The organism is Mangrovibacterium marinum, from assembly GCF_003046625.1.
In the GTDB taxonomy this organism is placed as follows: Bacteria; Bacteroidota; Bacteroidia; order Bacteroidales; family Prolixibacteraceae; genus Mangrovibacterium; species Mangrovibacterium marinum.
The window spans coordinates 132,722-148,124 of sequence record NZ_QAAD01000009.1 but is presented as its reverse complement, the minus strand read 5'-3'; the positions used below and the strand labels follow the sequence as shown (position 1 = coordinate 148,124).

Annotated in this window: 13 protein-coding genes; 6 read left to right on the top strand and 7 right to left on the bottom strand. The window is 47.9% G+C overall.

All coding sequences use genetic code 11. The features are described 5' to 3' along the window. The first annotated feature begins 129 nt into the window (after positions 1 to 129). Both C8N47_RS10625 and C8N47_RS10620 read left to right on the top strand, forming a co-directional pair. Positions 130 to 1,674, top strand: coding sequence for an acyl-CoA carboxylase subunit beta (locus C8N47_RS10625; protein WP_107822535.1), 1,545 nt, complete (start codon positions 130 to 132; stop codon positions 1,672 to 1,674). Between the two features lie 18 nt (positions 1,675 to 1,692). Beyond that, positions 1,693 to 2,019, top strand: a complete 327-nt coding sequence (locus C8N47_RS10620) for a biotin/lipoyl-containing protein (protein WP_107822534.1) — start codon at positions 1,693 to 1,695, stop codon at positions 2,017 to 2,019. A gap of 55 nt (positions 2,020 to 2,074) precedes the next feature. Here C8N47_RS10620 and ispE read toward each other — a convergent pair whose 3' ends face one another. The 4 genes from ispE to C8N47_RS10600 form a co-directional block, all read right to left on the bottom strand. Continuing rightward, on the bottom strand, positions 2,075 to 2,887 hold the full coding sequence (ispE, locus tag C8N47_RS10615) for a 4-(cytidine 5'-diphospho)-2-C-methyl-D-erythritol kinase (protein ID WP_107822533.1): 813 nt from the start codon (positions 2,885 to 2,887) through the stop codon (positions 2,075 to 2,077). Positions 2,888 to 2,942: 55 nt separating this feature from the next. After that, positions 2,943 to 5,807 carry an aminomethyl-transferring glycine dehydrogenase gene (gene gcvP / locus C8N47_RS10610; protein ID WP_107822532.1) on the bottom strand — a complete coding sequence of 955 codons (2,865 nt, stop codon included), beginning with the start codon at positions 5,805 to 5,807 and terminating at the stop codon, positions 2,943 to 2,945. 146 nt (positions 5,808 to 5,953) lie between these two features. Continuing rightward, positions 5,954 to 6,592, bottom strand: coding sequence for an MBL fold metallo-hydrolase (locus C8N47_RS10605; protein WP_107822531.1), 639 nt, complete (start codon positions 6,590 to 6,592; stop codon positions 5,954 to 5,956). Positions 6,593 to 6,780: 188 nt separating this feature from the next. Then, a complete protein-coding gene (locus tag C8N47_RS10600; protein WP_107822530.1) occupies positions 6,781 to 7,431 on the bottom strand; it encodes a protein-L-isoaspartate(D-aspartate) O-methyltransferase in 651 nt (216 codons plus the stop codon). Positions 7,432 to 7,570: 139 nt separating this feature from the next. Here C8N47_RS10600 and C8N47_RS10595 point away from each other — a divergent pair, with 139 nt between their 5' ends. Further along, the gene (locus C8N47_RS10595) at positions 7,571 to 8,407 is read left to right on the top strand and encodes a hypothetical protein (protein ID WP_107822529.1); all 837 of its coding nucleotides are present in this window, start codon (positions 7,571 to 7,573) and stop codon (positions 8,405 to 8,407) included. Positions 8,408 to 8,684: 277 nt separating this feature from the next. Continuing rightward, entirely contained in the window at positions 8,685 to 10,094 is a 1,410-nt protein-coding gene (locus tag C8N47_RS10590) for a sugar transferase (protein ID WP_107822528.1), read from the top strand. A gap of 17 nt (positions 10,095 to 10,111) precedes the next feature. On the opposite strand, the gene thpR is transcribed toward C8N47_RS10590, so the two are convergent. Further along, positions 10,112 to 10,669, bottom strand: a complete 558-nt coding sequence (gene thpR / locus C8N47_RS10585; protein ID WP_107822527.1) for an RNA 2',3'-cyclic phosphodiesterase — start codon at positions 10,667 to 10,669, stop codon at positions 10,112 to 10,114. Then, entirely contained in the window at positions 10,669 to 11,256 is a 588-nt protein-coding gene (locus C8N47_RS10580) for a DUF4294 domain-containing protein (RefSeq protein WP_107822526.1), read from the bottom strand. The genes thpR and C8N47_RS10580 overlap by 1 nt, the downstream gene beginning before the upstream one ends. A gap of 108 nt (positions 11,257 to 11,364) precedes the next feature. Between C8N47_RS10580 and C8N47_RS10575 the strand changes: the two genes are divergently transcribed. Beyond that, entirely contained in the window at positions 11,365 to 12,636 is a 1,272-nt protein-coding gene (locus C8N47_RS10575; protein WP_107822525.1) for an arginine deiminase, read from the top strand. A gap of 37 nt (positions 12,637 to 12,673) precedes the next feature. Further along, positions 12,674 to 13,213 carry an RNA methyltransferase gene (locus C8N47_RS10570; protein WP_107822524.1) on the top strand — a complete coding sequence of 180 codons (540 nt, stop codon included), beginning with the start codon at positions 12,674 to 12,676 and terminating at the stop codon, positions 13,211 to 13,213. A gap of 379 nt (positions 13,214 to 13,592) precedes the next feature. Here C8N47_RS10570 and C8N47_RS10565 read toward each other — a convergent pair whose 3' ends face one another. After that, the gene (locus C8N47_RS10565) at positions 13,593 to 15,266 is read right to left on the bottom strand and encodes a tetratricopeptide repeat protein (protein ID WP_245915703.1); all 1,674 of its coding nucleotides are present in this window, start codon (positions 15,264 to 15,266) and stop codon (positions 13,593 to 13,595) included. Positions 15,267 to 15,403 lie beyond the last annotated feature (137 nt).

Sequence of the window (15,403 nt, the reverse complement as noted above, 5' to 3'; positions counted from 1 at the left end):
TGTTTTTAAAAACAGTTTGCTCAGTGAAAAAATTTTAATTTTGAACCGTAAAACTTTCAGACGAAAGGCCATTATGAAGTAAAAGCCTCCGCATTCTACGGAGCTAATTTTAATTAAAAATAACAAATTATGTCGTTGAAACGGAATATCCTGGACCTCAGAAAACGCAAAAGCGAGGTTCTCAAGGGTGGTGGTGAGAAAGCCATTGAAAAACAAGTGGCTATGGGTAAACTTACTGCCCGCGAAAGGATCCTTTACATCTTGGATGAGGGCTCATTCCACGAATATGATATGTTCGTTGAACATGTAGCCCGCGACTTCGATATGGACAAAATGAAGTTACATGGTGACGGGGTAATTATCGGTACCGGAACAATCAACGGTTCACCGGTTTGTATCTTCGCACAAGACTTCACCGTTGCTGGTGGTTCGCTGGGCTTAATGCACGCCCGCAAGATCACCAAAATTATGGACCACTCATTAAAAATGCGCGTTCCTCTGATCGGAATTAACGACTCAGGTGGTGCCCGTATACAGGAAGGTGTAAACTCGCTGGCCGGTTATGGTGAAATTTTCTTCCGTAACACGCTGGCATCTGGTGTTATTCCTCAAATCTCGGTGATTTTGGGACCTTGCGCCGGTGGAGCTGTTTACTCTCCTGCTCTTACTGACTTTGTATTTGTTGTAAACAACATCTCCAAAATGTTTATCACCGGCCCCGGTGTTATTAAAACCGTTTTGGGTGAAGAGATTTCGATGGAAGATCTGGGTGGTGCAAAAGTACACGCCGAAGTTACCGGAAACGCCCACTTCTATGCCGAAAGCGAGCAGGAATGTTTCGACCAAATCAAAAAACTGGTTTCATACATTCCCTGGAACAACGAACAAAAAGCAGAACGCATCGCTCCTGCCGAGCCAAAATCGAAAAAGAAAATCGAAAACATCGTTCCTGCCGATCCGAAAATGCCTTACGACATCCGCGACATTATCAAGTCAATTACGGATAACTCAGACTTCTTCGAGATCATGGAGATGTTCGCCCCTAACGTGGTGATTGGTTTCGGTCGTATGGAAGGAGAAACTGTTGGTTTTGTTGCCAACCAACCCAAAGTACTGGCTGGTGTGCTGGATTGCGACAGCTCGGATAAAGCAGCTCGCTTCATCCGCTACTGCGATGCTTTCAACATCCCGATCATCACCCTGGAAGACCTTCCGGGCTACTTGCCGGGAGCCGACCAGGAACACGCCGGGGTTATCCGCCACGGAGCAAAAATTCTGTATGCATACAGTGAAGCTACCGTTGCTAAAATCACCGTTATTATCCGTAAAGCTTACGGTGGTGGTTACATTGCGATGAACTCCCGTCACCTGCGTGCCGATTTCGTATTTGCATGGCCAACTGCCGAGATTGCCGTTATGGGACCTGAAGGTGCTGCAAACATCGTATTCCGCAAAGAAATCGCTGAAGCTGAAGATCCGGAAGCTATGCGTCAACTGAAAATCCAGGAATACAAAGACAAGTTTGCCAACCCTTATGTTGCTGCATCAAAAGGCTATATCGACGAGGTTATTGAACCCGAAGATACCCGCAAAATGTTGCTGCACGCCTTAAAAGTTTCAGCCAACAAGTCGATCTCCGGACCAAGAAAAAAACACGGTATTCCTCCGTTTTAATCAACAAACTGCAGAGTTATGCAAGAAGAAGAAAAATACGAAACGATTATTGTGCACAGCGCCGTGTACAAGACCGAGTATACAACCAAATACCGTAATCGTGTTAAATGGGAAAAACCGGATGAAAACCAACTATTTTCATTCATCCCGGGAACGATTATCGATGTATTTGTGAAACCGGGCGATGTTTTAAAAGAAGGAGACCCCTTGTTAATTCTGGAAGCAATGAAAATGCACAATGTTGTGCAAATGCCTTTCGATGGTAAAATTGCTACCGTGAATGTAAAAACAGGAGATAAAATTCCGAAAGGATCTCTGATGATTGAAATCGCAGCGAAAAAATAAGTATAAAAAAGGGGCTTTCATCGAGCCCCTTTTTCTTTTATTGAATTTGTGTTTTTTACAAGCGTTGCCTGAACACCTGGTAATCTTCAGGAAACAATTTTTCAATTCCCCGCTTCTCGGAGCGGAATAATCCGTAAACAGCCGATCCGCTTCCCGACATCAAGGCAAATGTGGCCCCTTGCTCGTAAAGCGTTTGCTTAATCTGTTCAACCTCGGGATAAGCCTGAAAAACGTATTTCTCGAAATGGTTCAACACATTGCCCTTCCATTTATTAACCGGGAACCCAACCAATCCCCTCAGCGATAAACGAGGCTTTTGCGGCACAATATTCTGGTAAGCCAAGGCCGTTGAAACGTGCACCGGAGGTTTAACCAAGATCAAATAATACTCCTTCAGGGTAAGTGGTATTTCCACCATCTTTTCACCTCGCCCGGTCGCAAAAACAGGCTTGTCCTGCAAAAAGAACGGGCAGTCGCTACCAAGCTGCAAGGCATATTCCATGAGCTTTTCGCCTTCTATTTCCAGCTTGAAGAGCTCGTTTAAGCTACGCAACGTATAGGCTGCATCCGACGAACCACCGCCTAGTCCGGCTCCCGAGGGAATTGTTTTATGAAGATGAATTTTCACATCCGGAATCCCGTAATCATCCTTGATCAGGCGGAAAGCCTTCACAACCAGATTATCGTCCGGTTTTCCGTCGATGGCAATGCCGGAACTACTAAACTGAAACTGATCGGATTCCACCACTTCCAGCGTATCCTGCATCTGAATCGGATAAAAAATTGTTTCCAGATTATGAAAACCATCGGGCCGCTTTTCAGTTACCAGCAAGCCCAAATTAACTTTTGCAATTGGATAAGTAATCATGTCTTTCTAATTTCCTTACCTCAATTTACGAAATACAATTGATTTAGTTGACATTTTATTGATATGTTTCAATTGGTGCACAGGTACACACCAGGTTACGATCACCGTAAGCGTCGTCAATACGTCCTACCGGTGGCCAATATTTATTTTCTTTTAGCCAGGCCAAGGGAAAAGCTGCCGTCTGCCGGCTGTAAGGATGTGCCCACTCATCGGAAGTAACCGAATCGGCTGTATGCGGAGCATTTTTCAGCGGATTATTCAACTGATCCGATTCGCCGTCAACAATTGCCTGAATCTCCTGGTAAATGGCCAACAGCGCCTCGATAAAGCGATCCAGCTCTTGCTTCGATTCGCTTTCGGTTGGTTCCACCATCAAGGTACCGTGCACAGGAAATGATAATGTTGGCGCATGGAACCCGTAATCCATTAGGCGCTTGGCAATATCAGCCTCCGTAATTCCGCTTGTCCCTTTAAAATGACGACACTCGAGAATCATCTCGTGTGCCACACGACCATTTTCGCCGGTATATAAAATTCCATAAGTGTCGGCCAGAGCCGAAGCAATATAATTGGCATTCAGAATTGCCATTTCGGTGGCTTTGGTCAGGCCATCGGCACCCAACATTTTGATGTAGCCATAGGTAATAGGCAACACTGAGGCACTTCCCCAGGGGGCTGCCGAAACCGCCGATATACCAACATGGCCGTTGTTCATAACCGGATGCGAAGGCAAAAAGTCGACCAGGTGCTCGGCAACGGCAATGGGCCCAACACCGGGGCCACCGCCACCATGCGGAATAGCAAAGGTCTTGTGCAGGTTCAGGTGGCAAACGTCAGCACCAATCCGCTTGGGATTGGTCAGTCCAACCTGCGCATTCATATTGGCACCATCCATATAAACCTGTCCTCCATATTGATGAATAATGGCACACATCTCTACAATAGAGGCCTCAAACACACCGTGCGTCGAAGGGTAGGTAACCATGAAAGCCGACAAACTATCCTGATATTCTTCAGCCTTTTGACGCAGAGCCTCAACATCCACGTTACCAAGCTCGTCGCAAGGCACAACCACCACCTGCATACCCGCCATTACAGCACTTGCCGGGTTGGTACCGTGTGCCGACGCCGGGATTAGCACTACATTACGCTGCTGATCACCACGGCTCAGATGATATTCACGAATCACCATCAAGCCCGCGTATTCACCTGCGGCCCCCGAATTGGGCTGCAAGCTTACATCGGCGAAACCGGTAATTTCCGATAAATCACGACGCAGCTCCTCCATCATCTCCTGGTAACCACGGGCCTGATTTTTCGGTACGAAAGGGTGAATACCTCCAAATTCTATCCAGCTTAAAGGCAGCATTTCAGTTGCAGCATTCAGTTTCATGGTACAGGAACCCAGCGGAATCATGGAATGAGTCAGCGAGATATCGCGATGTTCCAGCTTCTTAATATAGCGCACCATTTCGGTCTCGGAGCGATACTTTTCAAAAACCTCCTGGGTCAAGAAGGCCGAACTACGGGTCAACGACTCAACCAGCTTATCCTCTTGCGGATACTCCCGAATTGTGGGATAGCGCTTATTGGCCGCTTTCGCAAACACTTCAATAATCCAGTTGATATCATCGAGGTTGGTTGTTTCATCGATACTCAGTCCCACTTCACCATTATCGAAATAGCGGAAGTTCATCTCCAACTCCAGCGACAACCATTCAATATCCTCTACTTTAACATGCTTTGGAAGCGCAAAACGGATGGTGTCGAAGTAATATTCATTCTTTTGAGTATAGCCCAGTGCTGTTATTTCCTTATCGAGCAACACCGCAATACGATGGATACGCTCTGCAATCTGGCGTATCCCGGTCGATCCGTGATACACCGCATAAAAGCCGGCCATGGTAGCCAACAATGCCTGGGCAGTACAAATATTGGACGTTGCGCGTTCGCGCTTGATATGCTGTTCGCGGGTTTGCAGGGCCATGCGCAGCGCACGATTGCCATGGACATCCTTGGATACACCGATAATACGACCCGGCAAGCTCCGTTTAAATGCATCGCGAGCGGCAAAAAATGCAGCATGCGGGCCACCATAGCCCATTGGCACGCCAAAACGCTGGGAGTTTCCAAAGACGATGTCGGCGCCCCACTCTCCCGGAGCTGTCAATAAAGCCAGGCTCATCAGGTCGGTCGCAACAGCCACCTTGGCACCCTGTTGATGGGCCTGCTCGGTAATTTCGGCATACGAAACCACCTCGCCGTTTGCATTCGGGTACTGCACCATCAAACCAATCACCTGTTCGTTGAAGCTAAAATCCTGAAGTTCGCCAATTGTAAGTTCGATGCCCAGCGGCACAGCGCGGGTATGCAAAACATCGAGGGTCTGCGGCCACATATTCCGGTCGACCAAAACAACATTGGCACCTGCTTTAACCTGTGCACGGCTTCGCGAATTCAGAATCATAATCATGGCTTCGGCGGCAGCAGTGGCCTCATCCAACAACGAAGCATTGGCTAAGTCCATGGCTGTCATCTCGCAGATCATGGTTTGGAAGTTCAGCAAAGCCTCTAAACGCCCTTGGGAAATTTCGGCCTGATAGGGCGTGTAGGAAGTGTACCAAACCGGGTTCTCCAACACATTCCGGAGGATTACCGCCGGGGTAATCGTGTCGTAGTATCCCATTCCGATATAGGTATTAAAAACCTTATTCTTCTTGGCTAAAGCCAGAACTTTACGGTAATACTGCCGCTCGGTCAAGCCGTCTTCCAGTCGAAGGGGCTTTTCGAGCCGTATATTGGCCGGAACTGTTTGATCGATCAGTTCCTGTACCGACGAGACACCAAGTTGTGTCAACATTGCGGTTATATCTGATTCACGAGGCCCAATATGCCGGGCCACAAATTTGTCGTTTGCCATGCTTGCTAATTTTTTAATCGATAATAAGAGTGCTCCAATATTAGCTCGAAGAAACAGCGGAAAAAATGATTTTTTACCGTACTTAATCCCTTCCAGCCCCTCATACCGGGAAGACCCGGGGGAATCGAAACTTCATCGTTGCCGTTTTAACTTAAAAACGGGTTCGACTTTTTCTCGAAACCAATGCTGGTTTCCGGCCCATGTCCGCTGTACACCACCGTTTCGTCGGGCAACACCAGGAGCTTCTGCTGAATATTGGAAATCAGCTGCTCATAGTTTCCTTTGGGCAAATCAGTCCGTCCTATGCTTCCGTAAAACAGCACATCGCCAGCCAACAAAAAATTTTGCTCGGGACTGTGCAACACCAGATGTCCGGGAGCATGCCCGGGAACATGAATTACTTTTAGGCTTGAATTGCCGAACTGAATTTCATCCTGCTCATCGATAAAGCCATCGGGACCGTCCACCGGCTCTGTTGGAATGCCAAAACGTTCGCCGTGGGCCACAATCTCGTCCACCAAAAAGGCATCGTCCTGATGAGCCAAAAATGGAATATTGTACTTACTGCGGCAAAAGCTAACCCCGAAAATATGGTCCAGGTGGCAATGCGTATTCACCAGCTTAACCGGCGTTAATTGATTTTGCTCCACAAAGTCGGTCAATTCCTTTTGTTCGTAGTCGAAATAACAACCTGCATCCACAATGATGCACTCACCCGTTTCGTCGTACAACAGGTATGTATTTTCCTGAATCGGGTTGAATGTAAACTTCTTAACTTGTATCATGCTTAAATATTAATCAAAAAATCGGCATACAGAAACCTGCATCGCCCCAAAAAACAAAGCCCCGCTTACGAGCAACAAACTGCCGGCTTCCCAATGACCAGGTTCTGCTTGAAAAAACACCAGCAAACAGCCGTTAGCCTCGACCTCTACATGTCATAGCATCAGACTTTCTCAGGTATCTTCCAGCCCTACTGTTCTGTCCCTTTCAACAGCGGAACAAACACAAATGTTCCATGGGTTTCCTTTTTATACTCGATCTCCGAAACACGGGTAACCACCGTCATTATTTGCTGGTCGGTTGGGCCCAGCGGAATGACCAAACGCCCGCCGATGACCAATTGCTGCAACAAATCTTCGGGGATAAACGGTGCTCCTGCTGTCACAATAATCTTGTCAAAGGGGCCATAGGTTGGCAGCCCTTTGTAGCCATCGCCGTAAAAAAATTTTGGGAAATAGCCCAGCTGTGGCAGCAACTGCTGCACCTTCAGGTACAACTCGCGCTGCCGTTCGATGGTAAACACATTTACGCCCATTTCGAGCAGCACAGCAGCCTGGTAGCCCGAGCCGGTGCCCACCTCGAGCACCTTATCGTGCGGCTTAAGCTGCAACAAGCAGGTTTGAAAAGCGACGGTATAAGGCTGCGAAATGGTTTGTCCGGCACCGATCGGAAATGCCTGATCTTTATAGGCAAACTGAATAAAACCGCTATCCATGAACAAGTGCCGGGGCACTCTCGAGATAGCATTCAAAACCTTTTCATCCTTTATCCCTTTGATTTTTAATCCTTCAACAAGTCTTTTTCTCAATCCCTGATGTCTCAGCGTATCCAGCGGGTTCATTTCGTCAATTTTTTGGGTATAAAAATAAATAAATTGTGTAGTAGCCCCTCCTAAAAGGCGAACATTATCAACGGCGCCCGGTTGAAAAGTTGCCCCTTCTCCAGCGCTTTAAAGTAGCTTTTTATTTCTAATTTGGAGCATGATCAAAACCGCGATTATATCGGCCGATGCCTTCAACCCCGAGCTGAGCAATCGACTCGGACAACTTAAAGAACTGCAAGTAAAAGACTTTCTGTCGGGTTACAACCAGCTGTCGGAACACATGCTGCACGCACAGGCCGAGTCAATCATCCGGGCCTCCGAGCTGACTTACTTCGACCAGCTAAGTCCCTCCTTCGATTTGATCAAATTAGCATTACGCAACCGCAACAATTTGTATTTCAGCCAACTTCCGAAACTCAACGAACAGCAATTCAACGAATTAATCCGTTTATCGCAGGAGGCGGATACAAGCATCCAACTGGCAGTACCCTTGCTTTTCAACAAGCAAATTTTGAAAGCAATCCCTTTGGTAAAGGCTCCGTTTTTAGCAAACATCCGGCTTTCGGCAGCAGATGATCAGCTAACTGCCGACGCCTTCTTCCAGCTTCTGTTGATGCTTGTTTGGCTGGATCAAGGCGATTGTCGAAAAACCGATTCAATGACCTTCGCTGACGCCGAAGGGCTGAGCATTCTGGAAGCAAGGCTCGCCTTTCATTCCGGGTCGATTGCCCGAATCTTACTCTCGAAGCACTTCAGGGAGAAGGATACCGGCATTGAACTCTTTAGTCCGGACATGAAGCCCCTCCGGGTCAAAACAGATTCCAACTACTTCAACGCTTGCAGGGAAACTGAGTACAATGCCATCAGCAACTTGATCAACAACATTCGCAAGAAACCGGCAGTCGTCCTCAACCTGACACAGCTGCAACAGGCGCAACAAATTTTCCGCAGCTTTCAGCAAAAGACCAACTTCGCTGGCAAACAGTTCTCGTAATTCCGATTTATAGTTGAAATTATACCCCTTGTTTCTGTGAAAGTCCCTTCTGCATTTACCTTCTATCTAATGTACCCACCCTGGCCCTCCCTCACGAAGGGAAATTCACGTTATTTTTATCGGACGGCAATCCCGCTGAAGCGGAACGACATTTTACCGGCATATTTCAGCGTACAAATTCAGCTCTAAAAAGAGATAAAACGATTTACCGAATACTTTATGCTGTAGATCATCGTTCTTAATTTGATCTGAAAAGTTACCTATCTTCACCTCCGGAATGAACAAGACGAAAACCGTATTAAGCTACCTGACCTTTGATGCCTTAGCCGCCTGCTCCAGCTGGATTCTTTTTTATTTGTATAACAATCGTGCGGGCGAAACACCGCTACCCACTGCTGAACTAACAAGCCAGCCGGATTGCTACCTTCCGATGGTTATTCTTCCTTTCTGCTGGATCTTGGTTTACTTTATCACCGGCTACTACGACAACATTTTCCGAAAATCGCGGCTGATCGAGCTTTCGCAAACCTTCTTCACCACACTTTGGGGTTCGGTTATTTTATTTTTCCTGCTGGTTTTGAACGACAAATTTCCCGGCCACCTGAATTTTCTGAAACTTTTCCTGGTGCTGTTTTCCCTGCAATTTGGCATCACTTATTTTTTCAGGATCATGCAAACCAGCCGGATCACGCGCAAAATCCATCAGCGACAATTCGGGTTCAACACATTGATCGTCGGGGGCGACGAAAAGGCTGTCGAGCTTTTCCATCATCTGAACAATCAGGAGAACCCCTCGGGCAACCTACTGGTGGGCTATGTTGAACTCGATCCGCAGCAGCAATCGCCCTTGAAACAACACCTGCCCTATTTAGGAGGAATGGCCGAAATACCTTCCGTCATTGAGAAATACAAGATTGAAGAGGTGATTGTCACCATCGCCTCCTCGGAGCATAATTTACTCAGCAGACTACTTATTCTTCTGCAGCGCTTCAAGCTAACGGTTTGGGGAATCCCCGACCTGTACGACCTGCTCTCGGGGGCACAAAAAACCAACAACCTTTACGGGCTGCCACTTTTTAAGATATCCAATGGCATTATGCCTGCCTGGGCCATGAATGTAAAGCGATTATGCGATGTGATTTTCTCTGCGTTCGGCCTCCTGCTGTTCGCTCCCTTGTCGCTGGCAATTGCCATCGCTATAAAAATAGATTCGCACGGTCCGGTTATTTATGCACAGAACCGGGTGGGACGCTTCGGAAAAGAGTTCCGGATTTTCAAATTTCGGACGATGGTATGCGATGCTGAAGTCAAAGGGCCTCAGCTATCGTCGACCAACGACCCCCGAATAACGACCGTTGGTCGGTTTTTACGCAAAACCCATCTGGATGAAATTCCTCAGTTCATCAACGTGATCATGGGGCAGATGTCGCTTGTTGGCCCGCGCCCCGAACGCCGGTATTTTATTGAGCAACTGGTAGCCAAAGCGCCCCAATACGGACTCCTGCACAAGGTGCGCCCGGGCATCACCAGCTGGGGACAAATTAAGTACGGTTATGCTTCAAATATCGATCAGATGCTTGAACGCCTCCCCTACGACCTGGTATACCTGAAAAACGCATCGTTGTATCTCGATTTCAAAATAATGATTTACAGCACCCTTGAATTGTTCAGTGCCAAAGGGAAATAAAAGCCTGCCGGGCAGGCTCAGGATAGCGGAAAAGATTGAATGGCCCGGTATTCGGCTCCTTGGGCTGTCTGGATACTCTCGTACAACACCATCCGGTCGACGTGCAGCTGTTGGCGGGGCAAATCGCCCATTTCGCTCACGGCACTTAAAAGCTGCGCCATGTTTTCAATCTTCTTCATGCGGGCAATGGTCAAATGCGGCCGAAAAGATTTCGGAGCCTCGATGAACCCCGCCTCCACCAAGCGATGCTGCATGTCGGCCACCAGTGCTTTTAGCTCACCGACCTGTTCCACATCCACAAAAAGCACCTGCGGTTGCTTCGCTTTTTTGAAGAACGATAAATGCCCCAGCTCCACCGTCAAGGCATGCCTGGTAGCCGCAAAATCGCCGAGCAGCCCAACAAGCCTGGCTTCATCATCGGGCGCCATCATTCCGAAAAAATGAAGCGTCAGGTGATAATTCCGGGGCTTCACCCAACGGATCCGTTCATCACGCAGTTCGGTCTTCAATTGCTGAATGCGACACTGACAAGCCTCGGACAAGGCGGCATCGATGGCCAGGAAAATGCGTTTCATCAGATCACCCCCGCTTCAATAAACAAAATGATCTCCTCAATCATCCGGTCTTCTTCAACCGGATCGTACTCGGCTTTCAGGTCGTTACCAAACAGCCGGGCAATGCCTTGCCAAAAGAAAGCCGACACGCCTCCTTTCAAATCCTTGATCAGTTCGTAGGAAGTATGTCGGGTCTCGCGGTCAATCAGCTTTATCAGGATTCGCCCTTCCGATATCGACAATTTTTTCAGCTGATCGCCATATTGATCAAACAGCTCTTTTTCGGCTGCCTTAAGGTATTCTTTGCGGGTTTTCCGGCTGTCGGACGCGCGATAGCGGGCATCGTACTCGGCCATCAGCTCGGCCGCTTTCAGCGCGTAGGGGTACACCTTTTTCACCTTCATGGCCAGCCGCCAGTATTTTCGTTCCAGTCGTTTGGTTTTGAAATGCCGCCTGGGGAAAACCGGAATGGGCTCCAGACTGACATGAGGTATTGTATCGCCACCTTCCTTTACACCGCTCAGGTAGTGAACCGTGTCGGCCTGCTGCGCGAACCCGCCCGCAACAAAGGCCATCAACAGAATGATCATACAACTTAAACTCTTCATGACATTGAACGAAGATAATGCCTTATTTGCCGAAAACGAACAGCGGACCAAAGATTCTGCTTTGGAACGAGTTATTATCTTTGTATGAAAAATTAGAAAGGGTTATTTATGAATCAAAAAATGAAGGTGAACGTTACCTCCGAGTTTGGGGAACTCGAGGGCGTAATTGTTCATACACCGGGGCTCGAAGTTGAGGAGATGACCCCCGAAACAGCCAAGCGAGCGCTGTACAGCGACATCTTAAACCTATCGGTGGCCAGCCAGGAATACCAACAGCTGAAAGGCGTTTTGTCGAAGGTGAGCCGTTGCTTTGAGGTGACCGATCTGCTGGCCGAGATCCTGAAAGATGAGCCGGTGAAGCGAAGCCTGATCAACGAGATTTGCCTGCGCGAAAATGCAGTCGACATTCAACCCGACTTACTGGGGTTAACAAGTCCGGAGCTGGCTCGTCAGCTCATACAGGGAGTTCCCATTAAGCGGAACAACCTGACGCGCTACCTGAGCCAGGAGCGCTTCAGCCTGTGGCCGTTGCACAACTTTTTATTCACCCGCGATGCGTCCATGGCTTTTCGCGACGAGGTGGTGATCGGCAAAATGGCCAATGCTGTGCGCGACCGCGAGTCGCTCATCATGGAAGCCATTTTCAACCATCATCCCTTGATTGAAAGTAAAACAATCAATGCCGAGCGTTCGGAGATGATGAAGGCCGACACGAAAATAAAAATTGAAGGCGGCGACTTTCAGGTTGCCCGCCAGGATGTTCTGGTGATCGGGACGGGCGTGCGCACATCTACGCAGGGCATCGACTTCATCCTCGAAAGCATCAAAGCACGTCAGGAGCCCATTCGCCATATCATCGTTCAGGAGCTGCCCGACTTACCCGAGTCCTTCATTCATCTGGACATGGTTTTCACCTTTCTGGATCGCGATGCCTGCATGATTTACGAACCACTGATTATGGGCACAAACCGCTTCCACACCATCCACATTCAGGTTGAAAATGGGGAAGTGACCCGAATTTCGGAACGCAAGAACCTGGTGGAGGCCCTGCAACTACTTGGCATGGACATGAAACCAATTCGCTGTGGCGGCAAAAACGATATTTGGACCATGGAACGCGAACAGTGGCACAGCGGCGCTAACTTTTTTGCCATTGCCCCGGGACAGGTCATCGGCTACGAGCGCAATGTAAACACGGTGAACGAGCTGCACAAAAACGGCTTTGAAGTGCTTAAAGCACAGGATCTGATTGACGGCAAGGCCATCATTCCGCCAAACAAAAAATGCGTGGTAACCATTGCCGGATCCGAATTGGCGCGCGGTGGTGGCGGTGCCCGATGCATGACCATGCCCTTCCGCCGAAAAAACATCGACTGGTAAACACTCAATAAACATTCTTCAGTATAAATATAAAACGATGCGAAAACTCCGAACACACGAACTAAACCGATTGAACGCGGAAGAATACGAACAAACCGGGAAGATGCCGCTTGTTGTCGTTCTGGACAATGTGCGAAGCTGTAACAACATCGGCTCGTTTTTCCGAACATCGGATGCCCTGCTGGTTGATTCGATTTATTTGTGCGGCATTACCGCCACCCCACCCAATAAAGAAATTCACAAAACAGCGCTGGATGCCGAGAAAACGGTGAACTGGCAGTACTTCGAACATACCGAAGAAGCCATTGCAAAGCTCAAAGAAGCGGGTTTTACCGTTTACGCCATCGAGCAAATCGATCGGAGCGTCCTGTTACCCGACTTTACGCCCGCCACCGACGAAAAAGTTGCCCTGGTGTTTGGCAACGAGGTGAAAGGTGTACAGCAAAAAATAGTGGATATTTGCGATGGAGCGATCGAAATTCCGCAATTTGGCACCAAGCACTCGTTCAATGTGTCGGTGAGCGCCGGTATTGTTCTTTGGGATATCTTTAAAAAGATGAAGTGGGCTAAGTCCTAAGTCTCTCTTTTTTATCCGGAGTCGGGGTAAGTTCCTTCCCGAACAGGTCAGACTGCTCTGTGGATGGCTCACCTGCCCGGTTGGAGCCGGAAACTGGCCAATGGGAGGCTTTCCCCTGCCAATTAAGTCAGAAATCCAGCCAATGGGAGGCTTCCCCCTGCCAATTAAGTCAAAAATCCGGCCGATGGACTGGGTTCCCTATCCAATGGGATCAGAAATCTGGCCGATGGGCTGGTGCCGGCCCCCCGGGGAGGGTTCACCATGCCTCGGGGACGCGTCAACCGGGCGTTTCAGGATTATCGAGAAGGAACAAAAAATAAAGGCTGTCCGAAACTAAATCGGACAGCCTTCGCTTTATTGTTTATTTCCGCTAAGGGAATTACTTCACGATTTCCTGGAAGCGCGCTTCGTTGAAATACTTGGCAAATTCCAGGTCAGTAGCGATTTTCGCTTTCAGTTCAGCGTTCATCGCAACCGCTTTTTCAAGGCTTTCGTACATCAGGTTTTCTTTTGCTGTACGGGCACCTACTACGGCTTTAAAATATTCAGTCATGTAGCAACCTTCCCAAGGGCAAGCTTCCAATGCTTTCAAAGCACCGGCATTGTCGCCATCCATGATTTTAGCCAGACCTTCGTTCGGTGTGTTTGTTCCGTTCAACAGTTTAACGGCTTTTTCGTACTCGCCTTTTTTGATGGCTACAATACCCAGGTTGTTGTTTACTTCAGCACCGGCACCCGAAGCAGCACCGAACAATTCTTCAGCTTTGGCCACATCGCCTTCAACCAAAACGCAAGCGCCTAAGTTGTTTTTGATGATGGGTTCAGCAGGAGCCAAAGTCTCTGCTTTTTCGAACAAAGGTTTTGCATCGGCAAAACGACCTTGTTGTGCCAACACCATTCCCTGGTTGTTGTAACCTCTCCAGTCGTTCGGATATACATCCGACATGGCGCCGTAAATCATCAGTTGTTTGTCTTTGTCTTCTGTCAAAGTTCCGGCATACAGCAATTCAGCGGGGTTCAACGCACTTGGGTTGTTCATGGCCAATTCCATGATTTCGGCATCAGTTTTACCAATCAACTCAACATTGGCTGTAATTTTTGCACGACGCAATTGCGGCAAAATTTCATCGGCAACGCTGGTGAACGCTTGCGACAAGTTGCGGATTTCGCGTTCGCGAACTTCAGGATCGGAGTACATTGAAAGTACACGCAGGATCAATTCTTTATCCTGAATGTTTGATTTCTCCATCAACTCTTTGAAACCATCCCAGTCTTCGGGAGTAAATTTCGATTTCAGCTCAGCTTCAATTTTTTGTCTTTTCAGCTGTTTTTCCATGTATTTAGTTGACGAACCTTCCCGTTTTTCAGACAGTTTTGTGTTCCAGTCCAGCTCACCATCAGGCGAAGCATAAGCCGAAACTTCAACCGACTTCAATTCTTTGCGTTCCGCATCGAAAGCATCTTTAGCATATTCTTTCAACTTTTCGATATCTTCTTTTTTCAACTCCGTATTTCTCAACACAGCGCTGTTGATCAAATATTTGATGTCGGTAGTGTAAGCATCGGGAACAATGCGTTGGAACGGATCGATGTTGGGATCGTAAACGCCTGTTGTGTTTTTCTCGCGTTGAACGCCCAGAATTGCTGCCGGGTAGTTCACAACCAATGTTGGCGTTGCCAATACACCATCGGCCACTTTGATGGGCTCAAAGTCAACACTTTTTGCACCTTTAGTAGCCGTGATGCGGATTTCCAATTCCGACTTTCTCATGTCGTCAGCAAACGGAACGGCATCTTTATAGTTAAAGTTTCCACCGTTTGTGTAGCTGATTACTTTGTTGTTAGCCATCACTTTTTCACCCTGTACCGTTACAGGTTCGAAAGCAGTTTCGCCACCTTCATATTTCAATACAGGAGTAGCAACAACAGTCGCTTTTTTCACAAAATATTTCGACGGGAAAACGCCGTCAATGGCAACATCAACATCGCCGCCATGAGTTTCCAATACTTCAGGAGTAACTTTGAAGCTGATCTGATCAGCATTCTTTTTCATTTTTTGCAAACTTGCACAGCTCGATAACACGACCGACGCAACCGCAACAGATGCAAGTGATTTAAAGTTAAAATGTTTCATTTGTAGAACTATTAAATTGATTAGTTTTCCAACCTCGCACGAATATACAAATTTTG